Source organism: Asanoa sp. NPDC049573 (assembly GCF_040676615.1).
GTDB lineage: Bacteria > Actinomycetota > Actinomycetes > Mycobacteriales > Micromonosporaceae > Asanoa.
Genome location: NZ_JBFAPI010000005.1, coordinates 111,141 through 135,250, shown reverse-complemented (window position 1 = coordinate 135,250; position 24,110 = coordinate 111,141). Strand labels below are relative to the sequence as shown.

Below are 24,110 nucleotides of genomic sequence, written 5' to 3'. Positions count from 1 at the left end.
GGTGGCGCCTACGGTTCTCAACGTCACGTTCGACTCGGCTGACGCCTATCAGCTGGCGGCGTTCTGGAGTCGGGTGATGGCGGCGCCGATGGCCGACGACGACCTGCCGGGCGATCCCGAGGCGAGCATCGCGTTGCCGACCGGGCTGCACCTGTATTTCCAGACGGTGCGCGAGCCGAAGACGACGAAGAACCGGGTGCACATCTGCCTGCGGCCCGACGTGCCGCGCGACGAAGAGGTGCAGCGGGTGCTCTCGCTGGGCGCGACGATCGTCGACGACCGGCGTGATCCCCCGCCGGGCGAAGACGGTGGTTGGGTGGTCTTCGCCGACCCCGAGGGCAACGAGTTCTGCGTGCTCCGCAGCGCCGCGGAGCGGCATCCCTAGCGGAGGATCGAGCGGCGGACGTAGAGGACGTAGAGCCAGACCACGCCGAAGATGACGCCGAGGGCGAAGAGTGTCCAGTGCAGGAGGCCGCCGACCAGCAGCAGAGCCTGCACGACGCTGCCCGCCGTCCACACCCACGGGCGCCGCATCATCCCGCAGAGCACGAAGCAGATCAGCGCGAGCGCGGCCGCGACCCACTCGACGCTGCCGCCCTGGCCCAGGGCCCGGATCGGCGCGATCACGAGCAGCAGCATGATCCCTTGCAGGCCCAGCGCCGCGGCACCCATGCCGCGCACCGCCCCGGCCGGGTTGCGCAACCCGGACCGCCGGTAGCCGGGCGGCACCTCGTCGGCATCCGGCGCCTGGGGGGCGGCGCCGGACGGGTCCGCGGCACCGGCGGCCGGGCCCGGAGCGCCGGGCCCGCCGTCGGCCGCGGGCGGCTCTGTCGGTGGCTGTTCTGCTGGCGCCGCGGCGCCGTCGGGAAGTGTCATCGCCTCAACAGTGTCCTTGCCTCGGCCACCGTGATGACCGAACCCGTCACGAGCACGCCCACGCCGCTCAGCTCGCCCTGGACCTCGGTCTCGGCGAGCACGACGGCGGTCTCGATCGCGTCCGGCATGTTGGCGGCCGTCTCCACCCGTTCCTCGCCGAAGATCTCGATCGCCAGCTCCTCGAGTTCCTCGACCGGCATCGCCCGCGGTGACTGGTTGCGGGTGACCACGACCGCGTCGGCGATCGGCTCCAGCAGGTCGAGCATGCCGGTCACGTCTTTGTCGCCGAGCACGGCGACGACCGCGACCAGCTTGCTGAACGCGAACTCCTCCTGCAGCGCCGTCACCGTGGCGGCCATGCCGTGCGGGTTGTGCGCACCGTCGAGGAGGATCGTGGGCGCATTGCGTACGCGCTCCAGGCGCCCCGGCGACGACGTGCCGGAGAAGCCCTCGCGGACGGTCTCCACCGCCAACTGGCGGTCGGCTCCGGCACCGAGGAACGCCTCGACCGCGGCCAGCGCCAGCGCCGCGTTCTGTGCCTGGTGTGCGCCGTGCAGCGGCAGGAAGATGTCGTCGTATTCGCCGCCCAGGCCCTGCAGCGTCAGCACCTGGCCGCCGACCGCGAGGGTGCGGCGCAGCACGCCGAACTCGCCGCCCTCGCGGGCGATCGTCGCGCCGACCTCCGCGCAGCGTTCGAGCAGCGGGCGGGCCGCCTCCTCGGGCTGCGCGGCGGTGATCACGGTGGCGCCCTTGTGGATGATGCCGGCCTTGGCCCAGGCGATCTCCTCGAGCGTGTCGCCGAGCCATTCGGTGTGGTCGAGGCCGATCGGGGTGATCACGCAGACGCCGGCCTGGATCACGTTGGTCGAGTCGTCGGCGCCGCCGAGGCCCACCTCGACCACGGCGACGTCGACCGGGGCGTCGGCGAACGCCGCGAACGCCAGCGTGGTGGTCATGTCGAAGTAGGTCAGCGGCTCGTCGTGCTGCTGGTCGACGAGCGCGGCCAGCGGCTCGACCTCGCGGTAGACCGAGACGAACCGGTCTTCGTCGATCGGCTCGCCGTCGAGGCTGATCCGCTCACGGACCGTCTCCAGGTGCGGGCTGGTGTAGCGCCCGGTGTGGATGCCGAACGCCCGCAGCAGCGAGTCGATCATCCGGGCGGTCGAGGTCTTGCCGTTGGTGCCGGTGAGGTGGATCGACGGGTAGGCCCGCTGCGGCGAGCCGAGCAGGTCGAGCAGTTCCTCGATCTTGCTCAGGTCGAAGACCATCCGGATGTTGCCGCGCGCCTCCAGGGCCGCGTTGACCTCGCGGAACTCGGCCGACTCTTTCATGCGGGCAACGCCTCCAGGGCCGCGCCGATCCGCGCGAGGTCGGCCTCGGCGGTGGCCAGCCGTTCCTTGATCTTGTTGACCACCGGCTCGGGAGCCTTGCCGACGAACGCGGAGTTGCCGAGCTTGGCCCGGCACTGGGTGGCCTCCTTCTCGGCGGCCGCGCGGTCCTTCTCCAGCCGGGCCCGCTCGGCGGCGATGTCGATCGCGCCGCGGGTGTCGAGACCGACCCGCACGCCACCGGCGACCGACAGCGTCGCGGACGCCGCGAAGTCGGCGCCGGCGTCGTCGAGCCGGACCAGCGAGCGGATCAGGCCCTCGTGCGGCGCGACCACGCCGAGCCCGTCGAGCCGGGCGGCCACCCGCTGCGCGGGACGCAACCCCTGGTCGGACCGGAACCGGCGGATCTCGGTCACCACCCGCTGCAGCGCCTCGATCTCGGCCTCGGCGTCGTCGTCGACCAGCGCCTTGTCGAGCTGCGGCCAGGCGGCCCGGGCGACCGTGCCGGCGCCGTTGAGCGCGATCCACAGCTCGTCGGTGACGAACGGGATGACCGGGTGCAGCAGCCGGAGCAACTGGTCGAGCACGTGCCCGAGCACCCGCCGGGTCGCGTCGGCCGCCGGACCGCCGGTGGCCAGCACCGGCTTGCTCAGCTCGACGTACCAGTCGCAGACGTCGTCCCAGGCGAAGTGGTAGAGCACGTCGCAGGCCTTGGCGAACTCGAACCGCTCGAACAGGTCGTCGACCTCGTCGACCACGTGCTGGAGCCGCGACAGGATCCAGCCGTCGACCGTGGACGGTTCGGCGGGCAGCGGGCCGTCGACGTGTGCGCCGTTCATCAGGGCGAACCGGGTCGCGTTCCAGAGCTTGTTGCAGAAGTTGCGGGAGCCCTGGCACCACTCCTCGCTGACCGGCACGTCCTGGCCGGGGTTGGCGCCGCGGGCCAGCGTGAAGCGGGTCGCGTCGGCACCGAAGCGGTCCATCCAGTCGAGCGGGTCGACCACGTTGCCGAACGACTTCGACATCTTCTTGCCGTGTTCGTCGCGGACCATGCCGTGCAGCGCGATCACGTCGAACGGCTGCTTGCCGTCCATCGCGTACAGGCCGAACATCATCATCCGCGCGACCCAGAAGAACAGGATGTCGTACCCGGTGACAAGAACGCTGGTCGGGTAGAAGCGCTCCAGGTCGGCGGTCTGCTCGGGCCAGCCGAGGGTGGAGAACGGCCACAGGCCGCTGGAGAACCAGGTGTCGAGAACGTCGGTGTCCTGGGTCCAGCCCTCGCCGGGCGGCTCTTCGTCGGGGCCGACGCAGCGCACGGCGCCGTCCGGGCCGTACCAGACCGGGATGCGGTGGCCCCACCAGAGCTGGCGCGAGATGCACCAGTCGTGCATGTTGTCGACCCAGGCGAAGTAGCGCTTCGACATGTCTTCGGGGTCGATCCGGACCCGGCCGTCGCGCACCGCGTCCCCGGCGGCCTTGGCCAGCGGGCCGGTGTTGACGAACCACTGCAGCGACAGCCGCGGCTCGACCGTCGTGCGGCACCGCGAGCAGTGCCCGACCGCGTGCACGTAGGGCCGCTTCTCGGCGACGATCAGCCCCTGCTCGCGTAGCGCGGCCACGACCGCCGGGCGGGCCTCGAAGCGGTCCAGGCCCTCGAACGGCCCGGCAGTGGTGATCACGCCCCGCTCGTCCATCATGGTGATGCTGGGCAGGTTGTGCCGCTGCCCGATCTCGAAGTCGTTGGGGTCGTGTGCCGGGGTCACCTTGACCGCGCCGGTGCCGAACGCCGGGTCGACGTGCTCGTCGCCGACGATCGGGATGCGCCGGCCGGTCAGCGGCAGCTCGACCTCGGTGCCGATCAGGTGCCGGTAGCGCTCGTCGTCGGGGTGCACGGCCACCGCGGTGTCGCCGAGCATCGTCTCCGCGCGGGTGGTGGCGACGACGATCTCGTCGCTGTAGCGGATCGAGACCAGCTCGCCGTCGTCGTCGCTGTGCACGACCTCGATGTCGCTGAGCGCGGTGAGGCAGCGGGGGCACCAGTTGATGATGCGGTTGGCGCGGTAGATCAGGCCGTCGTCGAAGAGCTTCTTGAACATGGTCTGCACGGCCCGGGACAGGCCCTCGTCCATGGTGAACCGCTCGCGGCTCCAGTCGACCGAGTCGCCGAGCCGGCGCATCTGGCCGAGGATCGCGCCGCCGGACTCGGCCTTCCACTGCCAGACCCGCTCGACGAACGCCTCGCGGCCCAGGTCGTGGCGGGACAGGCCCTCGGTGCCGAGTTGCCGCTCGACCAGGTTCTGGGTGGCGATGCCGGCGTGGTCCATGCCCGGCAGCCAGAGCGCTTCGTAGCCCTGCATGCGCCGGCGGCGTACGAGTGCGTCCATCAGGGTGTGCTCGAAAGCGTGACCCATGTGCAGCGAGCCGGTCACGTTGGGCGGCGGGATCACGATGGTGAACGGCTGCTTGTCGCTCGCCGCGTCGGCGGTGAAGACGCCCTCGGATACCCATGCCTCGTAGCGCCGACTCTCTACGTCCGCCGGCGTGTATTGCGCCGGCAGGGTCGGTGTCACGGGCTCACGGGTCTCCGGTGTCTGGGTCACCCGTGAAGTCTACGGAGCGTTCCGGGCGACCCCGCATGCGACCACCGGCCGTTCCGTTACGGTGGCGAGCATGTCGAACGACCGTATTTCCGCCGCCGAACCGGGCGACCCGATCGACGTCACACCGCCCGTCTGGGCGGCGTCGCCGGATCGGCCCGACGAGGACGACGGACCCCGCCCACCGATGTCCGGCCGCCGCAAGATCGTGCTCGGCTCGGTGGCCGTGGTGGTCCTGGCGGGCGTGATCGGCGTCGGCATCTGGGGCGCCGGGATCATCTCCCAGCAGGACACGAAGATGACCACCCCGACCAAGGTGGCGGGGTTGACCCGCGACAACTCGTCCGAGGCGGAGGCGACGGCGGAGGACCTCCGGGCGGCTTTCGCCGCCGGCATCGACCTCAACGAGAGCGTGGGCGCGGTCTACACGGATCCCGCGGGCGCCAACCGCAGCGTCCTCTTCTTCGGGGGTACGGCATTGCTGTGGTCACCCGCCAAGGACCTCGACACCCTGTTCACGCTGGTCGGCGACGAGAACGGTGAGGTCGCCGGGGTCCACGAGGTGCCAGCCGGCGACCTCGGTGGCGTGATGAAATGCGGTACGACGCCCGTCGACGACGGCGGCAGCATGGCGGTATGCGGCTGGGCCGACCACGGCGCGACCGGGATGGCACTGTTCCCGTCGCGGACCCCGGAAGAGGCCGGCAAGCTGATGCGCGAGATGCGCGGCGTGCTCCAAACCCGCGACTGACCTTCACGGAGGCCCGGCGGGGACGCGGCTCAGGCCACGACGCCGTGGGCGAGGACCGCGGAGGTCGGCAGTGCCAGCGAACCGTCGTCGGTCAGGAACGGTGTGGTTATCCGGTCGAACTCCATCCGGATTCGCGCCTTCGTCGTGGGATCCTGGCGGGCCAGCATCGTCCCGGTGGCGCCGATCCCGTTCGCCGGGCCGTTCCACCAGGCCTCGCGGTCGGTGTGGTGGGTCCAGGCGACCACCGAACCGTCGACCTCCGCCAACCCGGCGCGCCGCAGCAGGGTGGTCAGGCCTTCGGGGGACCGCGGGAAGTCCAGGTCCGCGTCGACGCGGGGCAGGTCGGGCGGGCGCACGGCGCCGGCCGCGGCGAAGGTGTCCGCCCAGATCTGCTGTGCCGGTGGCGGCGGGTGCGGCCAGATCGTCACGGCTACCCGGCCGCCGGGGCGGACGACGCGGCGCAGGGCGCGCAACGCGGCCAGCGGGTCGCCGACGTGGTTGACGACGAAGTTGGCCACCGCGGCGTCGAAACTGGCCGCTGCGAACGGAAGCCGCGGCAGCGCAGCCAGGGCGAGGTCGACCGTGGGCAGGCGGCGGCGTACTAGTGAGAGCATGCCGGTTTCCGCGTCGACGGCGACGGTGCGCACGCCGCGCGCGACCGCCAGGGCGGCGACGGTGCCGGTGCCGGTTCCGGCGTCGAGCACGAGGTCGCCGGCGCCGACCGCGGCGGCGTCCAGGAGGGAGTCGGCGGAGCCGGCGCACAGGGCGGCGAGGCTGTCGCGGTAAGCGGCCGCGCGGCCGGACCACAGGGCGCGCTCGTGCGCGTCGAACGCCGCGGTCAACCGACGGTGAACGGCCGGCTGTTGGCCAGCGACGGCAACTCGCGGCGGATGCGGGCCAGCCGGGTCAGGTCGAGGTCGGCCACGATGACGGTCACTTCGTCGGGTGCCTGGGCGACCACGGTGCCCCACGGGTCGATGACCATCGAGCGGCCGAAGCAGCTGCGGGCCGGCTCGTGGTCGCCGACCTGGCCGGCCGCGATCACGTAGCACTGGTTTTCGATCGCGCGGGCCCGGAGCAGGACCTCCCAGTGGTCGCGGCCGGTGTGCAGCATGAACGCCGCGGGGACCACGAGCACCTGGGCGCCGCTGTCGTGCGCCAGCGACCGGTAGAGCTGCGGGAAACGCAGGTCGTAACAGATCGTCAGGCCGAACGGCACGCCCTCGATGTCGGCGACCGAGGTGGTGGTGCCGGGCGCGATGGTGGCGGACTCCAGGTAGGACACCTTGCCGGGGATGTCGACGTCGTAGAGGTGGATCTTGCGATAGGTCGCCGCCAGGGTGCCGGAGCGGTCGAACACCAGCGACGTGTTGTAGGAGTGCTGCGGCGTCGGGCCGGTCTCGTGGAACGAGCCGGCGTGCACCCACATGCCCAGGTCGCGCGCCGTCGCGGCGAAGAAGGAGCCGTATTCACCGTCGACGGGTTCGGGCGCCGGCAGGCCGGAATCAGGGCCGAGGTAGTCGGTGTATTCCGGCAGCACCGCGACGTCGGCGCCCAGCGAGGCGGCCCGCTCCAGCAGGGAGCGGGCGGCCTTCAGGTTGTCGGCGCGGTTGTCGCGCGCGTTGAGCTGGCAGACGGCGACCCGCATGGTGCCGTCAGGCCGATTTCTCCTCGCGGTCGCGGCGGCGGCGGCCGGCGAACTCGCGGGGCACGATCGTCGGGTTGACGTTTTCCAGCACGACGCCGCGGGTGATCAGGACGCGGGCGGCGTCAGGGTTGCTGGGCACCTCGTACATCACCGAGAGGAGCACCTCTTCGAGGATGGCGCGCAGGCCTCGGGCGCCGGTGCCGCGGAGCATCGCCTGGTCGGCGATCGCGTCGAGGGCGGCCTGCTCGAACTCGAGCTCGACGCCGTCGAGCTCGAAGAGGCGCTGGTATTGCCGGACCAGCGCGTTGCGCGGCTCGGTCAGGATCTTGACGAGCGCCTCGCGGTCGAGCGAGCGCACGTTGGTGATCACCGGGAGGCGGCCGATGAACTCGGGGATCAGGCCGAACTTGAGCATGTCTTCCGGCATCACCTGGCCGAAGACGTCGTCGGTCGAGCGCTCGGAGACCGCGCGTAGTCGGGCGCCGAAGCCGGTGCCGCCCTGGCCGGTGCGGGACTCGATGATCCGGTCGAGCCCGGCGAACGCGCCACCGCAGATGAACAGCACGTTGGTGGTGTCGATCTGGATGAATTCCTGGTGGGGGTGCTTGCGGCCGCCCTGCGGCGGCACGTTGGCGACCGTGCCTTCCAGGATCTTGAGCAGCGCCTGCTGGACGCCCTCGCCGGAGACGTCGCGGGTGATCGACGGGTTTTCCGACTTGCGGGCGATCTTGTCGACCTCGTCGATGTAGATGATGCCGGTCTCGGCGCGCTTGATGTCGTAGTCGGCGGCCTGGATCAGCTTCAGCAGGATGTTTTCGACATCCTCACCGACGTAGCCGGCCTCGGTCAGCGCGGTGGCGTCGGCGATCGCGAACGGCACGTTGAGCATCCGGGCCAGGGTCTGGGCCAGGTGGGTCTTGCCGCAGCCAGTGGGGCCGATGAGCATGATGTTGGACTTGGCCAGCTCGACCGCGTCGCTGCCACCCGGGCCGCTGGCCGACTCGGCCTGGACCCGTTTGTAGTGGTTGTAGACGGCGACGGAGAGCGCCTTCTTGGCCTGGTCCTGCCCCACGACGTATTGGTTGAGGAACTGGTAGATCTCCATCGGCTTGGGAAGCTCTTCCCACTTCACCTCGCCGGACTCGGCCAGCTCCTCTTCGATGATCTCGTTGCAGAGGTCGATGCACTCGTCGCAGATGTAGACCCCGGGGCCTGCGATCAGCTTCTTGACCTGCTTCTGCGACTTGCCGCAGAAGGAGCACTTGAGTAGGTCGCCACCGTCTCCGATCCGTGCCACCTACGTTCTCCCTGCGCTCATCGGCCGCGGCGGACCGCCTCCGGGGTGTGTGCAAACTCGACGTTACCCGCTAGGGGCGTTATCTCCGACCCCCAATATGGGTGTGTCAGGGACCAGCCAGTGTTGTCGAACCTGGCCGATCCCCGACACTACGCCTATTTCAGCCCGCTGCGGCAGCCGCGAGCAGGCCCTTCTTGCGGCTGGTGAGGATCGTGTCGACCAGCCCGTACTCCCGGGCCTCTTCGGCCGTCATGATCTTGTCGCGATCGACGTCCTTGGAGACCTGGTCGCGCGGCCGCCCGGAGTGCCGGGAGATGATTTCCTCCATCTGCGACCGCATGCGCAGGATCTCCCGCGCCTGGATCTCGATGTCGGAGCCCTGGCCGTAGCCGCCCTCGGTGGCCGGCTGGTGGATGATGATCCGCGAGTTGGGCAGCGCCATCCGCTTGCCCGGCGTGCCGGCGCCCAGCAGGACGGCGGCGGCCGACGCGGCCTGACCCAGGCAGACCGTCTGGATGTCGGGACGGACGTATTGCATGGTGTCGTAGATCGCGGTCATCGCCGTGAACGAGCCACCGGGCGAGTTGATGTACATGATGATGTCGCGGTCGGGGTCGGTGCCCTCGAGCGTCAACAGCTGTGCCATCACGTCGTTGGCCGACGCGTCGTCGACCTGGACGCCGAGGAAGATGATGCGGTCCTCGAACAGCTTGTTGTAAGGGTTCGACTCCTTGATGCCGTACGAGGTGCGCTCGACGAACGAGGGCAGCACGTAGCGGTTGTGCACCGGCGCGAACTGCGGAGGCAGCGTCAGATCAGTCATGGTGGCCTCCTCAGCCCAGAGTCCCGGCGCCTTCCGGAACCTGTGCGGCTCCGGTGATCACCTTGTCGATGAATCCGTAGTCCTTGGCCTCCTGGGCCGTGAACCAGCGGTCGCGGTCGGAGTCGGCCTCGATCTGGTCCTGGCCCTGGCCGGTGTGGAAGGCGACCCGCTCCTGGAACATCCGCTTGGTGTAGAGCATCTGCTCGGCCTGGATCGCGATGTCGGACGCCGTGCCACCCATGCCACCGGACGGCTGGTGCATCATGATCCGCGCGTGCGGCAGGGCGTAGCGCTTGCCCTTGGTGCCGGCGCAGAGCAGGAGCTGGCCCATCGACGCGGCCATGCCCATCGCGACGGTGGAGACGTCGTTGTCGATGAACTGCATGGTGTCGTAGATCGCCATGCCGGAGTAGACCGAGCCACCGGGCGAGTTGATCCAGAGGTTGATGTCACGGCCCGGGTCTTCCGCGGCCAGCAGCAGCAGCTGCGCGCAGATGCGGTTGGCCACCTGGTCGGTAACCTCGCTGCCGAGGAAGATGATGCGTTCCTTGAGCAGCCGGTTGTAGACCGAGTCGTCGAGCCCGCCGGCGAGGTTGTCGCCGCGAGCCTCGTGCGCCCGGATGGGCGTCGCTGGGATATGCAGATCGGTCATGGCAGCCTCTCGCTCGTTTCCGTACTACGCCCGACATTAACCGCTGCCCGAGGCGCTGACTTCCCGCTGCGGACGGTGTTCGCTCAGAGCGCAGGCGGGGCTCGGTGGTTGTGTTCGTGAGCCCGCCCCAGCGCGCTCAGTGGTTGTGCTCGGTGACCTCGCGCACCGCGTCCAGGCTGATGGGGTTCCCGGCCGAGTCGTTGATCTTGATCCGCTCCATCACGAGGGTGAGCGCCTTGCCCCGGCGCACGTCGCCGAAGACGGCGCCCGCGGCCCCCGACCGGACGAGCTGGTCGTAGTACTGCTGCGGCTGCATCCCGGCGCGCTGGGCGCGGTGCATGATCTCGTGACCGAACTCGTCGTCGGAGACCTGCACGTCTTCGGCGTCGGCCAGGGTGTCGAGCACGAGCTGGATCTTGACGCCCTCGGTGGCCGCCTCGGTCAGCTCGGTGTCGATCTGCTCCTCGGTCTTCTCCTCCGCCGCGAGGTATTCCTCGAAGGAGGCGCCGATCCGCTCGAGCTGGTCGGCCATCGCCTGCTTGCGGTGCTCGACCTCTTCCTTCACGACGCCCTCGGGCGCCGGCACGTCGGCCGCCTCGACGACCTGCTGCAGCGCCTTGTCGCGGGCCGCGTAGACCTGCTCGACCTGCTTGGCCTGGGTGACCCGCTTGCGGAGGTCTTCGCGCAGCTCGTCGAGGGTGTCGAACTCGCTGGCGAGCTGGGCGAACTCGTCGTCGAGCTCGGGCAGCTGCTTCTCCTTGACGGTGCGCACGGTGACCGCCACGTCGGCCTCACGGCCGGCGAAGTCGCCGCCCACGAGCTGGGTGCTGAACGAGGTCTCGTCGTTGGCCGACAGGCCGACCAGCACCTCGTCGAGCCCCGGCAGCAGCTGCTTGCTGCCGACCTCGTGGGAGATGTTGGTGGCGGACCCGCCCGGCACCTCTTCGCCGTCGACGGTCGCCTTCATGTCGATCTGGACGTAGTCGCCGTCCTGCGCGGCCCGGTCGACCGTCTTGAGCGTCGCGAACCGCTCGCGCAGCGCCTTGACCTGGTCGTCGATCTCGTTGTCGCCGATCGCCAGCTCGTCGACGGTGACCTCGATGCCGGACAGGTCGGGCAGCGTGATCTCCGGACGGACGTCGATCTCGGCGGTGAACTTGAGCGGCTCGCCGTCACCGAACTCGGTGATCTCCACCTCGGGGCGGCCGAGCGTCTTCACCTCGTGCTCGCGGACGGCGGCGACGATGTTCTCCGGGATCGCCTCCTGGACGGCCTCGTTGAGCACGGCGCCGCGGCCGACCCGCTGGTCGATGACCGCCGACGGCACCTTCCCCTTGCGGAAACCGGGCACGGTGACCGACTGGGCGATTTCCCGGTACGCCTTACGCAGGCTCGGCTCGAGCTCGACGAACGGCACCTCGATGGCGAGCCGCACCCGGGTCGGGCTCAGGGTCTCGACGGTGCTCTTCACAGGCGTACTCCTCGGAATGTCTCTTGGACTGATCAGCCCATCGAGTGTAGGCGCGCGGCAGTTGACACCGCCGCGGCGGTCACAGTCGGGGTGGCGGGATTTGAACCCACGGCCCCTCGCTCCCAAAGCGAGTGCGCTACCAAGCTGCGCCACACCCCGTGGCGAACCGAAGTCTATGCGGTAGCGGCGCACGCGCCGCGCCCGGCGTCCCATTCCCGCACGGTGGGTGACGGATAAACCGGACAAACCCGAATGCCCGGGTTTGGCGGGGCCGTCGGTTGGCCGACCAAGGGCATCAGAGCTTGACGGTACGATGCGCGCACCACGCGCTCGGGGAGGAGGCGGAGCCATGCGCATTCTGCTCGTCGAAGACGACCTGCGGGTGGCGTCCGTGATGAAGTCGATGCTGGTCCGCCGCGGCTACCAGGTCGAGCACGCGGCCACCGCCCGCGCCGCCGTCGAGGCCGCGCCCTGTGACCTCGTGCTGCTCGACCTGAGCCTGCCCGACGGCGACGGCATCGACGTGTGCCGGGCGCTGCGCACCCGCGACGACAACCTGGCGATCATCGCGGTGACCGCGCGCTCCGACGAGCGCGACAAGGTCAACGGCTTCCGGGTCGGCGCCGACGACTACGTGGTCAAGCCGTTCTCGATGGCCGAGTTGCAGTTGCGGATCGAGGCGCTGCTGCGGCGGGCCGCCCGCGGTGTCGCCGCCCGGCAGACCCGCGACATCGGCCCGCTGCGGATCGACTTCACCGCCCGCGAGGTGCTGGTCGACGCCAAGCCGGTCGCGCTGACCCGCAAGGAGTTCGACATCCTGGCCTCGCTGGCGCGCCAGCCCGGGGTCGCGGTCACCCGCGAGCGGATCCTCCTCGACGTCTGGCAGACCACCTGGTCCGGCCGGCACACGCTGGAGGTGCACATCGCCTCCCTGCGGGCCAAGCTCGGCCAGCCCGACCTGGTCCGCACCGTGCGCGGGGTGGGCTACCGGCTCCAGGCCGAGTGACGTGCGGCGCCGGCTCGTCACCACATACCTGCTGCTGCTCTGTCTGGTGCTCCTGGCACTGGAGGTGCCGCTGGCGCTGGTGATGAGCGGGCGCACCACGCAGGCGCTGCTCGCCGACCGGCTGGCCGACGCGACCCGGTTCGCCGCGCTGGTCGCGCCGGCCATGCGCGGCGGCGAGCTCGCACCGGTCGCGGCGGAGCTCAACCGCTACCACGACCTCTACGGCATCGTCGTGATCGTCGTCGACCAGAACCGGCGGGTGGTGACCTCGGCCGGCCCGCGGCCCGCGCTCGAGACCGACGCGGTCGTCCGGGGCGCGCTCGCCGGCCGGCAGGTCAGCTCGCCGACCAACGTCTGGCCGTGGCAGCAGAGCTCGCTGCTGGTGGCGGTGCCGGTCTACGAGGGCGGCGCGGTGCTCGGCGGGGTGCTCACCATCTCGTCGACCGAGCGGGCCCGCGGCGCGATGCTGTTCGCTTGGGCGGTCCTCGGCGTCGTCGGGTTGCTGGCGCTGGTGGGTTCGCTGGTGGCCGCGGTGCGGCTGGCCCACTGGGTGCTGCGACCCGTCCTGTCACTCGACACCGCCGTGCACGAGATCACCGCCGGCGACAGCACCGCCCGGGTGCCGCACGCCCTCGGGCCGCCCGAACTGCGCCGGCTCACCACCAGCTTCAACGAGATGGCCGACACGGTCTCCGACGCCCTGGAGCGGCAGCGGCTGTTCGTCGCGCACGCCAGCCACCAGCTGCGCAACCCGCTCACCGTGCTCCGGCTGCGGGTCGAGGGCCTGGGCGACATGCTGCCGTCGGAGGCCCGGACCGAGCACCACCTGGCGCTGGAGGAGTCCGACCGGCTCAGCCGGGTACTCGACAGCCTGCTCGCGCTGGCCCGCGCCGAGTGGGACGGCCGGCCGCCGGTCACCGTCGACGCGGCCGAGTTGGTGGCGGCCCGGGTCGAGGCCTGGCGGCCGCTGGCCACGCAGCGGGGCGTCGCGCTGACCGCCGAGGTGCCGGCCGACCCGGTGCCCGCCGAGGCCGCCGACACCGCTCTCGACCAGGCGCTCGACGCGCTGATCGACAACGGCCTGAAGTTCGCCGGCGCCGGCGGCCACGTGACCGTCTCGGTCGAGGCGGTGGCCGGTCGCGCGTTGGTCACCGTCCGCGACGACGGCCCCGGCATGACCGCCGAGGAGTGCCGGCTCGCGACCCGGCGGTTCTGGCGGGCACCCAACACCCAGAACGTCGACGGCGCCGGGCTCGGCCTGTCGATCGCGACCGTGCTGGTCGAGGCGTCCGGCGGCACGCTGACGCTGGCCCCGCTGCGGCCCCGCGGGCTGGTCGCGCGGGTGCGGCTACGGCTTCACCGAGCGGAAATATCGGGCGGCGCCCGGGTGTAGCGGCACCGGCATCGTGCCGATCGCCGAGCGCACGTCGAACCGCTCCCCGGCCGGGTGGGCGCGGGCCAGCACGTCGTGCCGCTCCATCAACAGCTTCGTCAGGTTGTAGGCGACGTCGTCGGGCATGTCGGTCGGCACCACGAGGTAGTTGGGCACGGCGAGCGTGCTGACGGCCGGCAGGTTGTAGACGGAGTCGTTGACCTCGCGCTCGACGTACACCATCGAATGGGCCTTGCGCATCGGCTCGACCCACTCCCCGAGGTCGACGATCCGGATGCCCAGGCTGTTGTTGAGATCCTCGATCGCCTGCACCGGGAGGCCGCCGGAGAAGAAGAAGGCGTCGATCCGGCCCTCGCGCAGCGCCTCCGCCGACTGGTCGAGCCCCCAGCGCTGCGTCTGGATCATGCCCGGCGCGCTCAGCCCGCCGACCTCGAGCAGCCGGCCGACGGTGATCTCGGTGCCCGACCCGGCCGCTCCGATCGCGACCCGGCGGCCCCTCAGGTCGGTCAGGGTCTTTATGTCGGAGCCGCGCGGCACCACCAGGTGCAGCAGGTCTTCGTAGACCCGGGCCAGCGCCCGCACCCGCGGGTCCGGCGGTGCCGAGCCGGTGACCAGGATGTCGGCCTGGGTGAAGCCGATCTCGGCGCCCTTGCTCTCGACCAGCCGCACGTTCTCCACCGAGGCGGCGGTGACCATGACCTCGGCCTGGGAATCGGGCAGGTTGTCGTCGACGAGCTGGCCGAGCGCCTTGCCGAACGCGTAGTAGACGGCGGTCTGGCTGCCGGTGGCGATCCGGATGTGGTGGACCGGCGGATGCCCCTCGCCGGCGACGCCCGCGCCGAGCAGCAGCAGCACCAGGACCGCCAGTCCGGTGCGCCGCACAGCTAAGGCCCTCACGCAGCGCAAGTTTTCCTCAAGTAAGGCGCTCGCGCATACCCCCTGAACGGCCGGACCGCCACGCTGAGGGCGGAGGCGATGAACGATGGCCATGCACCGTGAAACCACTGAATCCGCGGCCATGCGGTCACTGCCCGCCGCTTTCGAGGCAGCCTGCCTCATCCGGTGTACGGGCGTGGGCCGCTCCCCCGCGCCGCGGTCTTTCGGGTCCGGGCCGGCACCCGGACCCACGCCCGCCGTCGTCCTGGCGGGCGCCGGCGTCGCGCCGGTTCCGGCCGGCGCGACGCTGCGGGTGCTGCCGGACGCGCCCGAGGCCACCGTGGCCGAGTTCAACCAGCCCGAGGCCGCGACCCGGCTGGCGAAGCTGCTGACCGATTTGGGGGTTTCGGCGACGAGCGCCACCCTGGTCGGTGGCGGGCGCCGGCAGTATTTCGTGCACCGGGTGACCGTGCCGGCTGTCGTTTTTCCCGAAACCGCCCACCGGCTGACCTCGGCGTGGCGGCAGGGGCGGCACTTCCTGCTCCGTACTGATCCGGTGGGCGCGTCATCGCCGCACAACGCCCGGCGCGAGACGCTGGCCCGGCGGGCCTGGCAGGCGGCGTCGCTGGCGGCCGGCCGGCAGCGCCGGGGCGGGGTCTTCGGGGTCCGGCTGGCGGATCAGGAAATGGCGGCCGTGCTGGTCCGGGGCGCCCGCCTGCTGGGCGCGACGGCCTCGATCCGGTCGCGTCCGGGCTGCCTACAGGTGTCGGTGACCTCGGTGACCTCGGATGCGGCCCTGCTGGAGATCGCCACACCCCCGCTCCGCGCGGCGTCGTGACCTAGCCAGTACGCTGTCGGTTGTGCGCCCGCGGCGCACCCGCGGGCGTAGCTCAATGGCAGAGCTTCAGTCTTCCAAACTGACGGTGCGGGTTCGATTCCCGTCGCCCGCTCTCCGCGGTTTTGGCCAGGTCAGACCTGTTGCTTGCGGTCTGACCTTGAGCCTTCTTTAGGGCTTTTCGATCTTGCGTGCCATTGGCGTGCCACAATGATGCGCTGGCCACTCCACGCGGGTTGGCGCGGTCCGCGAGGCGAGTAGTCCGAACGCTCGAGGCCATCACCGGGTTGTTGAGCCGGACGCCCTATTCGCCGGAGGCGCCATCTTTGGCAGTCGGTGGCGGCTCCGCGCTGTCGGCGATCTTGTCTTCCACGGCTTCCTCGACGGTCGAACGATCGCGTCCGCGTTGATTCCAAGCGGTTACGAGCGCCGTAACTGCCCGGACCAGTGCTGTCGTTACCACGATGATCAATAGGATGGTGGCGTGGGCCGGAGGAAGATTGATCCCCTCGATCACTACTGGCATCTGTACCTCTTGTCCCGTTTCCGAAGGCGACACAATGAAGTACATCAGCGACTTCAAGTTCGAGGCCGAGCAAAAAGGCGCCGCACAATACTCTCTGACCCGGAAATAGGCAACACAATGTTGTGGCATTATTCTGCATTCGGGCTGTTCACGGCATTACATAACCGTGCGTAGTCGGTGCGTATCACCCGCTCGAATTAAGCCATAAGGCTGGATAGGTCGGCACTTTCGTTTACGATGTCCACCAACCGTATGACCACGAAAGGGCGGTGCAGCATGCACAGCTCCAGGCGAACACTGTGCGAGCGAATTACGCTCGCGGCTGTGGCAATGAGGCCTTGGCGCGCTTAGGTGTCCGACTCTTCCTGATCCGCTTGTCCATTGCGTCGGCGATCTCGCGGTCCCGTTCGCTGGCCGCGTGTTGGTAGCCGAGGGCCGCCCGCATGCTCGACTGACCCAGTCTGGTCATCAGTTCCTTGGTGCTAGCGCCGGCTGCAGCAGCGAGGGTGTTGCCTGTATGGCGAAGATCGTGGAAATGGAAGTCGTCACCGAGGCTGGCCGCACGGGTCGACTCCGCCCAGCGGGTCGCGCGGCGGAAGTTGCCGGAACGGAGCAGGGCACCTTTGTCCCCGGTAAAGATCAACGCCTCCGGGTCGTCGGGAACGAATCCCGCCGCGAAATGATCTCTGAGTGCGTCGATGGCGACTCCAGGTAGGGCAACCGAACGGACGCCCGCGCGGGTCTTCGGTGGTCCGAACTCCAACCCGGTCCGGAGCGCCGCGAGCTTCCGGTGGACCTTGACCGTTCTGGCGTCGAGGTCGACGTCGCAACGACGCAGCGCGGCAAGCTCTCCCCAGCGGAGTCCGGAGAAGGCCGCGACCAGGATGAAGGCTGAGAAGCGCCGCGGCATGACGTCAGCGAGCGCGTGGACCTGGTCGACGGTCGCGGTCGGTCGCTCCGGCGTGTGATAGGTGTCGTAGCCGCGGATCCGGCACGGATTCTTCGGCAAGATCTCGTCATCCTTGACCGCCGTGTTGAAGATCGCTCTCAGGAGTGTGTACGCCTTGACCGCTTGCGGCTCGCTACAGCCGCCGGCGAGCAAGGTTGACCGCCACGTGCGGATCGTTGCCGGCTGTACTTCGCCGAGTTCGAGCTTGCCGAGACGTGGGTCGATGTAGAGCCGGTAGAGGTCTCCATAGAGTTCGCGCGTGCGTGGGGCGAGCTTCCTGTCGGAGATCCAGCGGCGGCCGTAGTCCCGGACCGTGATCTCCGAACCCTCCGGGGGCGACCACTCCCCTTTGATCATCTGCGACTCGGTCAAGGTGAGCCACTTCTCGGCATCGCGCTCCTTTGCGAAGGTCTCCGGGGCGGTGCGCGTGAGCCCATCGGAGCCGAGATACCTCGCTTGGTAGCGACCCGAGCGCAGCTTTCGCACGCTGCCGAAGCGCCGACGACTCTTCCCGGCCATCACGCCACCCGGCCAAGGATCGAGGCGCGCAGTTGCGCTCTGGAGAGCGTGACAACGCGGTTCTGTTCGACGTAGGCGACGACGGCATTCGGTTCGAACCGGACGGCGCGGCCGACCTTGACGTAGGCGATGCGTCTCTCAGCGACGAGCCGCCGGACCAGCCGCTCTGACGTGTGGAGCACTTTCGCGACCTCCTCAGTGGTCATCAGGTCATCCATGGGTGTCGCCCCCGCCGGGCACCGCCGTTCCTGGCGGACCGGTGCTCGCACGTTGCCGAGCGGCGTCGAGCTGCTGTCTTCGCTGGACGCGTTGCGCGACCGCGCGGAGGAGTCGGTGTTCTACGGGAGGCACGTCCGGGTCGTCGGGCCGAGCTATCTCCCAGGCGACCGGCGCTGGTTCACCGGGCGTCGCGTCGACCGGGTCGGCGGTTGCCGCGTCGGTGGAGATGCCGAGGAGTGCTTTGACCCAGGCGTGCGCGTCAGCGCGGTGGTCGGCAAGGGTCTTGCCAGACCAGTCGCGCGAGATCAGGATGCGCCGACCACCGATGCCCAATGTGGACCGTTGGTGGACCTTTCCCTTGCAGTTGCCCGGTCGTAGCTTGCCGTGTGCGTTCTTGGGCTGGACGCCGTAGAGCAGCCAGTTAGCGCAGCGATCGGAGCAAGGTGTGACGCGGAGTTGTCGCCAGAGTCGGTCGGCGTGTGCGCGTTGGGCGTCGGTGGTCTCAGCGTGGCAGTCAGCGGCGCTCTTGGTCAGGTACTTGGTGATGTAGCCAATCGTGCGGTCGGTGTCGCGACTGCCGGCATTGACGCCCTTGGCCTTGACCTGGTCGCCGAAAGCGATGACGTGCGCCGGTTCGGTGTCGGAGTCGTCGAGGGTGTCGAGCGCTTCCGACCAGGTCGGCAGAGGTCGGCCGGTGTCAGGGTCGACCCAGGCACCGCGGTCGGCGTTCCACGCTGGTGGGTTGTCCGGCTCGCACGTCCGCCTGTCCACGGGCGGCCACCAGACCTGGTGATAGGTCGCTCTGGCGACCTTCGCGAGCAGGGTGCGCGGGATGGTGCCGCGGATCGCGAAGTGCGCGTGCGGGGCGAGTCGGCGTTGCGGCTCGACGCAGCCGGCGTACTGGATGTTCCAGCCTTCGGCGCGGCGGAGGTTCTGCCAGAATCGGTCGAGCAGGCGTGGGAAATGCACGGCGTCCCAGGCGGCGCGGCGGTAGTCGTATCTCGCTGGATCGACGGGTGTGCCGATGAGTGGGTCATCGTCGGTGTGGACGCGGCGGCAAGCGCACGGGATGGGCTTCCCGCTGGGCGCACGGCGGACCCCGTGGACCGCGCCGTAGGAGCCGAGTGTGAGCGTCAGCCACATCGAAGGCTGGTAGGTGGCACCGTCCGGCGCGGCGTAGACGCGGCCAACCGTGCGCGGCTCGACACGCCGCCGTGGCAGGTCCGGCACGTCCTGACGCCGCCTGGTCGACCGGGTGCGACGTGCCGGACCATCCTCGTCCTGGTAGTCGGCCTGGTGTGGCGGCGCAATCCGTCCGCGCAGGCCCTCTGCGGCGATGACCTCTTCGACTTCGGCGATGGCCTGTTCGAGGTCGGCGACCTGGTCCCATTGGCTGGAGAGTTCGGCTTGGGCGCGGCCGAGTTCGTAGTTGGCACGGAGTTCGATAAGCGCACGTTGGGCGTCGGTCGCCGGTTCTGGCCCGGTCGTAGGTTCGTCGGTGCGGTGCCAACCTTCGCGGATCTGAACCTGCCGGAGTCGCTTGGCGCGCTTGGCGCAGGCCGGGCATTTGTCGTCGCGGGTGGCTCCGCAAGGAAGGTCGATTACCTCGGTCTGACCGGTGGCCAGGTCTGTGCGGCGCAGCAGGACGGGGCGCGCGCAGACGCCGTACTCGGTGGCGAGTTGCTTTAGTGCGTCAATGGCGCGGGGCAGCGCCACCCGCGCGGCGCGGGAGCCGGGCCGCGGCTCGATGAGCGTCGTGGTCTCCGTCATCGGCGGACCGCCTGCCCACCGTTGGGGCGCGCGAATGCGCTGGGCCGCAAGGGAACGAAGGCCGCGGGGCGTGGGTCGGTGAGGACCTGGTCGTCGACGACAGGAGCGTCGGCGCTGTGCCCAGCCGGTTTGGTCGTCAGGACGAGCTTGCTGAGGGCGAGGAACGCCAGCGCCGGTACGGCGGAGAGCAGCCAACCAGACGGGCCAGGCTTGGCAACGGCGAGCTGCGCGGCGAGCGAGAGCGCGACGGCGCCGGCGAGGACGCAGACCGGGTATGCGATGGGCTGGCCGGTGCGTCGGCGGCGCCGGATGTCGAGTGCGGCAGCGGTGGGCAGGAGTTCGCTGATGACGGCGTTGGCCCAGCCGTACCAGGCGCCGGTGCCGGGCGGCGAGTTGGCGAGGGTCCAGTCTTTGACGTGGGTGAACGAGGCGGCGCCGGCGAACGCGGCGACGGTGAGCAGGATGGCGACCAGGGCGACCCCTTCCAGCCGGATGGTTGCAGTGGGTGTAGTCATGCGGCGCTCCCCTCTCTGAGGCGGAGCCGGCCGTAGTCGGCGGCGAGGGCGCGGATGTCAGCGTCGGAGTGGTAGGAGAACCGCACCCGCATGGGTGTCGGATCGCCGTCGAGGAGGACGTAGGCGACGCCAGGCAGGCTCTTGGGGATCTGGTCGCAGAGGGCGCCGCGGTCGCGGCTTCCGTCGTTGAGGACCAGGTCGACTTCCTTGTCCTCGGTGAGCCGCAAGGCGATGCGGGTCGGGAAGAGGTTGCGGAAGGGCAGGATCTCTTTGCGTGGGTCCTGGAGGCAGGCCAGGGCATGGACGCCGACCGCGCGGCCTTGAGAGAGCAGGATGCCGAGCGCGTTCTTGATGCGTTCCTTGAGTTGCCGGTCGGTCAGATACGCCGTCAGAGCCGCGAGTTCGTCGATGATGATCAGGATCAGCGGTTCGTCGACGGTGGGAATGTGTTGGCGGGTCTTGCCGCGTAGTCGTGCGGTGCGGCGACGCATTCTGGCTACGGCCTCTTCGAGCACGTCGGCCATGGCTTCGTAGTCGTCGCAGGCGAAGCGTGCGAACAGAGGCCGGCCGATGGCGAGTTCCATGCCGCCCTTGGGGTCGAACGCCCAGACCTCGACGATCCCGTCCCGGATGCCGCTTGCCAGGGCGCGGACGATCGACCAGATGACGGAGCCCTTCCCCGCATCGGTGGCGCCGGCCACGAGGACCTGTGTTCCGAACAGCTTCAGCGTCAACAGGCGCCCGTCTTCGCGACGGCCGAGTGGCAGCGAGGCGAAGTCTGGGACGTACGGGACAGGCACCGGCGGAACCACGGCGGTGAGCGGGTCACCGCGCAGAAGGTTCAAGGTGATCGTGTCCGGTCGCCGGCCAGGTGTGACCTTGACCTGCCGGACGCCGAAGGTGTGAGCCAAGCGCACCGCGGAGAGGGCGAAGTCGTCCGGTGTCTGCCCGGACACCATGCGCACGACGACCCGATCGACACCCGCGCCGCAGCGGACCCGTCGCAGGACCGGCAGGACGGTGCGGGTGTCCCAGCTGACCGCCAGCCGGGCGGTGGCCATGGCGGGATGCCAGACGCGTCGGTACTGCCAGCGCCGGATCTGGGCCTTGATCGGCCACCAGCCCAAACGCAACCACGACGGCCGGTGCGAGAACGCCCACACCGTCGCGACCAGGGCGACGCCGCTAATTGTCGCGGCCAGCGGGAGCCAGCCGTGCTCGAGGTAGAGCCAGCCAAGCCCGGTCGCAGGCATCGTCACCCACCAGTAGCGGACATAGCCGCGGAGCAGCCGGCCGAGGCCGCGTAGGCACCACCAGGCCAGCGCCATCCAGAGCGGAATGCGCACGACCGGGGTACGGAGGTTGAGCGGTGCTTCCGGGATTTCTTGTCCCCGGATGACGTTCACGAGTGGCATGCCACGGCCTCCCCCGAGGACGAGGCAGGGAATAACGCCGTCTGCCCCGCCCCAGCGCGACGGGAGCTGCGCCGGCGAATCGAGCGCGACACAACGACTGGCCGCGGCAGCGCGGACAGAACCGGCGGTCCTCCCGGAGGCAGCGAAACGTGGCGGGTCATGGTCGGCAGCCACCGGCCACGGCCGAGGACGGCGCGCAGGTCGGCCCGGTCGACGACGTGCGGAGCGATGAGGTCAGGGTCCAGGTGCCGAAGCTTGACCACAGTCCTGGCGAGTGCCGCAGCAGCAGCCGAGATCTCGACGAGTGCGGCAACCCGTACCGCGTCGCCAGGGGTTGTGAGGTAGACGGTGCGTGCGGCAGTGATGCCCGGCCCGGCGAGGGCGGCAACGGTCCGCCGATGGGTACGCGTCACGGCCGCCACACCTCCCGCCCGAGGGTGGCCTTGCACCGAGCGCACGCGTTGACGTGAGTGTCGAAGCGGCGCGGCTTGCGCCACCGGTGGCACCGTGGGCAGCGGATCTCGACGACCGTCGCCGAAGGCGCACCGACGACGATCGCGGTGGAGTCGGCCAGAGCGCGGCAGAGCGCGATGACGCGCATCATGACCACCCCGCACACGCCGGGCAGACAGCGTCGGTCGGGCCTGCGGGGAACAGCCGGCCGCAGCCGGCGCATTCGCGCCACCTAACCCGAACGCGGGCAGCATGAACTAACTCGGGCATGAGCCCTCCCTTTCTGGGTGTGGTTGATGACGCCGAGTCGGGGTTCTGCTTTGAACCCCGACTCCGACGTGATGGCCGCTGGTTAGATCAGGCGGCGTTGCGACGCGGTGATGGTTTCGGCGCGGAGAGTCCGCTTGCGCGGACGGACCAGGCCAGACGCGCCCGGCAGCGGTGCGCTCCCTTGTCGGAGCCCTTGCAGCGCTGCGAGTCGACATACGGCGTCAACACCAGGTCGGCGAACTCGATCCGAGGCGGATAGCCCGGGACCGGCGACTCAGGAAGCACCGGCTGATGCGGTGCCGCGATCTTGACTTTGACTTCGGTGGTCCGACCGAACGAGCCCGCGTCGGGGTCGAGATCCATCACGACCACCTGCCAGAGACGTTCCCCGGTCGCCTTGTCACGGGCTTGATCGTCGCCCTGCCCACGCTTGTCGAAGTCGGTGACCGCCTCGACGCGCAGACCCAGGACGCCATACGCGAACACGTAATCCATCGGCACGGGCACCTGGAACGCGTTCGGAACTGACACGGTTTCTCCCTTCACTCAACTTGACTGGTCATGTCAGTCAAGTGTGTCTATGACCAACATGGCTAGTCAAGTGAAGCATTCAAGAAAGTCCATGTCCGAATTCCACGATGGTGCGATCCGCCGGCTGCACGGCGTCAACCGCGACGAGCGGCCGGCCTTCGCCGTCGAGGACAACCAGAGTCGCGACGAGCAGGCAGCGGCCACGGTGAACGGTCAGAAGGCTTGCCTCGCGCGGAGTTGCGGGCCTGACCGTCAGCCGTTCGGTGATCCGTCGGGGGTTGTGCCCGGTGCGGCTCAGGCGTGAGACGACGTCCTCGCCGATGGGTGCGTTCATCACCATCGCGGATCGCTGTGCGATGCCGTCGGGTAGGTGGACGATCGCGAACGCGGGCGGCATGGCGCCGCTGTCCGCGAGCAGACGCCGTCGAGCGATCACCCGCGCCGGGGTCGTCAGGCCGAGTAGGTCCGCGGTTCGGTCGGTGGCCGGGACTGGCGCCGCCCGCAGGAGAGAGACGTGCGTCGAGTCTTCGCCAGCGAGCAGCCGCAATACACGCGTGGGCGCCGGCGAGCGCTCGGTGTGGGGTCGGCCCAGGACGGTCCTTCCTCTCCCCTGCTGGGCTTCGAGCCAGCCTTCGAGGCGAAGGAACTCCAAGGCGCGCACGACCGTCGCGCGGGCAGTGCCGAACTCGCGAACCAGGTCAGCTTCGCTGGGCAGCAGCGAACGGACCGGATACCGGCCGGAGATGATCCTGTCCTGGATAGTGCTGGCGATCAGCGCGTACTTCGGAGTCGACTCCCCCGCCATCAGACACCGCCGTCGAGGCGAGTTAGCTCTCCGAGAGCGTCGACATGAACGAGCGCCTGAACCCGACCGAGCGCGTCGCCCTGGACGTCGAGCTGGACACCCTCGATCCAGACCCAGGACCCGCCGTACCAAAGGGAGATGTCCTCCCGGACCTCGGTAAGTCGGACAACGAACCCCGCGCGTTCGTACTGGACCAGGTCAGGCGGGATGTAGAAGACCCGGCCAACTAGTTCGGCCGCCGGCCGAGGAAGCCGAGGCGGCGTAGTTACCGGATCGGGCCTCATGACCACACCTGCCGCCAGCGCCCATCCGTGACCCGCCAAGGCGCGCCATGCGGCTGCGTGAAGGCGGAAACGAGCCCGAGGTCGGCAAGCTGCCGCGCCACGCACGGGTAGTAGCTGTAGGGCCGACACGCGACGCACCAGCCATCCTGACCGGGTTGGTGGTCCGCGAACAGTCGCCGCGACACCTGCCACATCAGCCGGTTGACGCACCCGGCGGGCGGGTCGATTGGCGGGTCGTTCGGATCGAAGGGAAGAATCCCTGCCGGTCGCACCACGCACCTCCACCGCAAAGCGTGGA

Annotated in this window: 24 protein-coding genes and 2 tRNA genes; 6 read left to right on the top strand and 20 right to left on the bottom strand. The window is 69.7% G+C overall.

Going from position 1 to position 24,110, the window contains the following annotated elements; translation table 11 throughout:
• The first annotated feature begins 1 nt into the window (after position 1).
• The gene (locus AB0J74_RS13560; protein ID WP_363448011.1) at positions 2–385 is read left to right on the top strand and encodes a VOC family protein; all 384 of its coding nucleotides are present in this window, start codon (positions 2–4) and stop codon (positions 383–385) included.
• Here the strand turns inward: AB0J74_RS13560 and AB0J74_RS13555 are convergent.
• Genes AB0J74_RS13555 through AB0J74_RS13545 form a run of 3 tightly spaced genes read right to left on the bottom strand, consistent with a single transcriptional unit; the run spans position 382 to position 4,807 of the window.
• On the bottom strand, positions 382–876 hold the full coding sequence (locus AB0J74_RS13555) for a DUF4233 domain-containing protein (RefSeq protein ID WP_363448010.1): 495 nt from the start codon (positions 874–876) through the stop codon (positions 382–384). The genes AB0J74_RS13560 and AB0J74_RS13555 overlap by 4 nt on opposite strands.
• Positions 873–2,207: a folylpolyglutamate synthase/dihydrofolate synthase family protein gene (locus AB0J74_RS13550; RefSeq protein ID WP_363448009.1), complete on the bottom strand. Its 1,335-nt coding sequence runs from the start codon at positions 2,205–2,207 to the stop codon at positions 873–875. Before AB0J74_RS13550 ends, AB0J74_RS13555 begins: the two co-directional genes overlap by 4 nt.
• A complete protein-coding gene (locus AB0J74_RS13545; RefSeq protein WP_363448008.1) occupies positions 2,204–4,807 on the bottom strand; it encodes a valine--tRNA ligase in 2,604 nt (867 codons plus the stop codon). Before AB0J74_RS13545 ends, AB0J74_RS13550 begins: the two co-directional genes overlap by 4 nt.
• 70 nt (positions 4,808–4,877) lie before the next feature.
• On the opposite strand from AB0J74_RS13545, the gene AB0J74_RS13540 reads away from it, so the two are divergent.
• Positions 4,878–5,555, top strand: coding sequence for a hypothetical protein (locus tag AB0J74_RS13540; RefSeq protein WP_363448007.1), 678 nt, complete (start codon positions 4,878–4,880; stop codon positions 5,553–5,555).
• Positions 5,556–5,584: 29 nt separating this feature from the next.
• Here AB0J74_RS13540 and AB0J74_RS13535 read toward each other — a convergent pair whose 3' ends face one another.
• The 7 genes from AB0J74_RS13535 to AB0J74_RS13505 all read right to left on the bottom strand — a co-directional run bounded on the left by AB0J74_RS13535 (position 5,585) and on the right by AB0J74_RS13505 (position 11,605).
• Positions 5,585–6,397 carry a methyltransferase domain-containing protein gene (locus AB0J74_RS13535; RefSeq protein ID WP_363448006.1) on the bottom strand — a complete coding sequence of 271 codons (813 nt, stop codon included), beginning with the start codon at positions 6,395–6,397 and terminating at the stop codon, positions 5,585–5,587.
• Entirely contained in the window at positions 6,394–7,203 is an 810-nt protein-coding gene (locus AB0J74_RS13530; RefSeq protein WP_363448004.1) for a carbon-nitrogen hydrolase family protein, read from the bottom strand. The genes AB0J74_RS13535 and AB0J74_RS13530 overlap by 4 nt, the downstream gene beginning before the upstream one ends.
• A 7-nt stretch (positions 7,204–7,210) precedes the next feature.
• Positions 7,211–8,500, bottom strand: coding sequence for an ATP-dependent Clp protease ATP-binding subunit ClpX (clpX, locus tag AB0J74_RS13525; RefSeq protein ID WP_363448003.1), 1,290 nt, complete (start codon positions 8,498–8,500; stop codon positions 7,211–7,213).
• Positions 8,501–8,660: 160 nt separating this feature from the next.
• Entirely contained in the window at positions 8,661–9,323 is a 663-nt protein-coding gene (locus AB0J74_RS13520) for an ATP-dependent Clp protease proteolytic subunit (protein ID WP_363448002.1), read from the bottom strand.
• Between the two features lie 10 nt (positions 9,324–9,333).
• Positions 9,334–9,975 carry an ATP-dependent Clp protease proteolytic subunit gene (locus AB0J74_RS13515; RefSeq protein WP_363448001.1) on the bottom strand — a complete coding sequence of 214 codons (642 nt, stop codon included), beginning with the start codon at positions 9,973–9,975 and terminating at the stop codon, positions 9,334–9,336.
• Between the two features lie 136 nt (positions 9,976–10,111).
• Positions 10,112–11,446: a trigger factor gene (gene tig / locus AB0J74_RS13510; RefSeq protein ID WP_363448000.1), complete on the bottom strand. Its 1,335-nt coding sequence runs from the start codon at positions 11,444–11,446 to the stop codon at positions 10,112–10,114.
• Positions 11,447–11,531: 85 nt separating this feature from the next.
• Positions 11,532–11,605 (bottom strand) — tRNA-Pro (locus AB0J74_RS13505).
• Positions 11,606–11,795: 190 nt separating this feature from the next.
• Here AB0J74_RS13505 and AB0J74_RS13500 point away from each other — a divergent pair.
• Positions 11,796–12,452, top strand: a complete 657-nt coding sequence (locus AB0J74_RS13500; RefSeq protein ID WP_363447999.1) for a response regulator transcription factor — start codon at positions 11,796–11,798, stop codon at positions 12,450–12,452.
• A 1-nt stretch (position 12,453) separates the two neighbouring features.
• Positions 12,454–13,845, top strand: a complete 1,392-nt coding sequence (locus tag AB0J74_RS13495) for a HAMP domain-containing sensor histidine kinase (RefSeq protein WP_363447997.1) — start codon at positions 12,454–12,456, stop codon at positions 13,843–13,845.
• Here the strand turns inward: AB0J74_RS13495 and AB0J74_RS13490 are convergent.
• Complete coding sequence (locus AB0J74_RS13490) at positions 13,801–14,742, bottom strand: TAXI family TRAP transporter solute-binding subunit (protein ID WP_363447996.1); 942 nt, start codon at positions 14,740–14,742, stop codon at positions 13,801–13,803. The two genes, AB0J74_RS13495 and AB0J74_RS13490, sit on opposite strands and share 45 nt — an antisense overlap.
• 175 nt (positions 14,743–14,917) lie before the next feature.
• On the opposite strand from AB0J74_RS13490, the gene AB0J74_RS13485 reads away from it, so the two are divergent.
• A complete protein-coding gene (locus AB0J74_RS13485; RefSeq protein WP_363447995.1) occupies positions 14,918–15,559 on the top strand; it encodes a hypothetical protein in 642 nt (213 codons plus the stop codon).
• A 41-nt stretch (positions 15,560–15,600) separates the two neighbouring features.
• Positions 15,601–15,671 (top strand) — tRNA-Gly (locus AB0J74_RS13480).
• 189 nt (positions 15,672–15,860) lie between these two features.
• On the opposite strand, the gene AB0J74_RS13475 is transcribed toward AB0J74_RS13480, so the two are convergent.
• The 9 genes from AB0J74_RS13475 to AB0J74_RS13435 all read right to left on the bottom strand — a co-directional run bounded on the left by AB0J74_RS13475 (position 15,861) and on the right by AB0J74_RS13435 (position 23,812).
• On the bottom strand, positions 15,861–16,127 hold the full coding sequence (locus tag AB0J74_RS13475; protein WP_363447994.1) for a hypothetical protein: 267 nt from the start codon (positions 16,125–16,127) through the stop codon (positions 15,861–15,863).
• 265 nt (positions 16,128–16,392) lie between these two features.
• Positions 16,393–17,550, bottom strand: a complete 1,158-nt coding sequence (locus AB0J74_RS13470) for a tyrosine-type recombinase/integrase (protein ID WP_363447993.1) — start codon at positions 17,548–17,550, stop codon at positions 16,393–16,395.
• On the bottom strand, positions 17,550–17,756 hold the full coding sequence (locus AB0J74_RS13465; protein ID WP_363447992.1) for a helix-turn-helix domain-containing protein: 207 nt from the start codon (positions 17,754–17,756) through the stop codon (positions 17,550–17,552). The genes AB0J74_RS13470 and AB0J74_RS13465 overlap by 1 nt, the downstream gene beginning before the upstream one ends.
• A 4-nt stretch (positions 17,757–17,760) precedes the next feature.
• A complete protein-coding gene (locus AB0J74_RS13460) occupies positions 17,761–19,539 on the bottom strand; it encodes a replication initiator (RefSeq protein WP_363447991.1) in 1,779 nt (592 codons plus the stop codon).
• On the bottom strand, positions 19,536–20,054 hold the full coding sequence (locus tag AB0J74_RS13455) for a DUF2637 domain-containing protein (protein ID WP_363447990.1): 519 nt from the start codon (positions 20,052–20,054) through the stop codon (positions 19,536–19,538). The genes AB0J74_RS13460 and AB0J74_RS13455 overlap by 4 nt, the downstream gene beginning before the upstream one ends.
• Complete coding sequence (locus tag AB0J74_RS13450; RefSeq protein ID WP_363447989.1) at positions 20,051–21,469, bottom strand: cell division protein FtsK; 1,419 nt, start codon at positions 21,467–21,469, stop codon at positions 20,051–20,053. The genes AB0J74_RS13455 and AB0J74_RS13450 overlap by 4 nt, the downstream gene beginning before the upstream one ends.
• A gap of 810 nt (positions 21,470–22,279) precedes the next feature.
• Positions 22,280–22,687, bottom strand: a complete 408-nt coding sequence (locus AB0J74_RS13445) for a hypothetical protein (RefSeq protein ID WP_363447988.1) — start codon at positions 22,685–22,687, stop codon at positions 22,280–22,282.
• A 115-nt stretch (positions 22,688–22,802) separates the two neighbouring features.
• Positions 22,803–23,528 (bottom strand): GntR family transcriptional regulator, encoded by a 726-nt coding sequence (locus AB0J74_RS13440; RefSeq protein WP_363447987.1) that lies wholly within the window; start codon positions 23,526–23,528, stop codon positions 22,803–22,805.
• Positions 23,528–23,812: a hypothetical protein gene (locus AB0J74_RS13435; RefSeq protein ID WP_363447986.1), complete on the bottom strand. Its 285-nt coding sequence runs from the start codon at positions 23,810–23,812 to the stop codon at positions 23,528–23,530. Before AB0J74_RS13435 ends, AB0J74_RS13440 begins: the two co-directional genes overlap by 1 nt.
• Positions 23,813–24,110 lie beyond the last annotated feature (298 nt).

Excerpts from the sequence above, each read along its gene's own strand:
- AB0J74_RS13555 (WP_363448010.1), bottom strand. The coding sequence starts at position 876 with ATGACACTTCCCGACGGCGCCGCGGCGCCAGCAGAACAGCCACCGACA.
- AB0J74_RS13550 (WP_363448009.1), bottom strand. The coding sequence starts at position 2,207 with ATGAAAGAGTCGGCCGAGTTCCGCGAGGTCAACGCGGCCCTGGAGGCG.
- AB0J74_RS13540 (WP_363448007.1), top strand. The coding sequence starts at position 4,878 with ATGTCGAACGACCGTATTTCCGCCGCCGAACCGGGCGACCCGATCGAC.
- AB0J74_RS13530 (WP_363448004.1), bottom strand. The coding sequence starts at position 7,203 with ATGCGGGTCGCCGTCTGCCAGCTCAACGCGCGCGACAACCGCGCCGAC.
- AB0J74_RS13520 (WP_363448002.1), bottom strand. The coding sequence starts at position 9,323 with ATGACTGATCTGACGCTGCCTCCGCAGTTCGCGCCGGTGCACAACCGC.
- AB0J74_RS13515 (WP_363448001.1), bottom strand. The coding sequence starts at position 9,975 with ATGACCGATCTGCATATCCCAGCGACGCCCATCCGGGCGCACGAGGCT.
- AB0J74_RS13500 (WP_363447999.1), top strand. The coding sequence starts at position 11,796 with ATGCGCATTCTGCTCGTCGAAGACGACCTGCGGGTGGCGTCCGTGATG.
- AB0J74_RS13475 (WP_363447994.1), bottom strand. The coding sequence starts at position 16,127 with ATGTACTTCATTGTGTCGCCTTCGGAAACGGGACAAGAGGTACAGATG.
- AB0J74_RS13470 (WP_363447993.1), bottom strand. The coding sequence starts at position 17,550 with ATGGCCGGGAAGAGTCGTCGGCGCTTCGGCAGCGTGCGAAAGCTGCGC.
- AB0J74_RS13465 (WP_363447992.1), bottom strand. The coding sequence starts at position 17,756 with ATGACCACTGAGGAGGTCGCGAAAGTGCTCCACACGTCAGAGCGGCTG.
- AB0J74_RS13460 (WP_363447991.1), bottom strand. The coding sequence starts at position 19,539 with ATGACGGAGACCACGACGCTCATCGAGCCGCGGCCCGGCTCCCGCGCC.
- AB0J74_RS13455 (WP_363447990.1), bottom strand. The coding sequence starts at position 20,054 with ATGACTACACCCACTGCAACCATCCGGCTGGAAGGGGTCGCCCTGGTC.
- AB0J74_RS13450 (WP_363447989.1), bottom strand. The coding sequence starts at position 21,469 with ATGCCACTCGTGAACGTCATCCGGGGACAAGAAATCCCGGAAGCACCG.
- AB0J74_RS13445 (WP_363447988.1), bottom strand. The coding sequence starts at position 22,687 with ATGGATTACGTGTTCGCGTATGGCGTCCTGGGTCTGCGCGTCGAGGCG.
- AB0J74_RS13440 (WP_363447987.1), bottom strand. The coding sequence starts at position 23,528 with ATGGCGGGGGAGTCGACTCCGAAGTACGCGCTGATCGCCAGCACTATC.
- AB0J74_RS13435 (WP_363447986.1), bottom strand. The coding sequence starts at position 23,812 with ATGAGGCCCGATCCGGTAACTACGCCGCCTCGGCTTCCTCGGCCGGCG.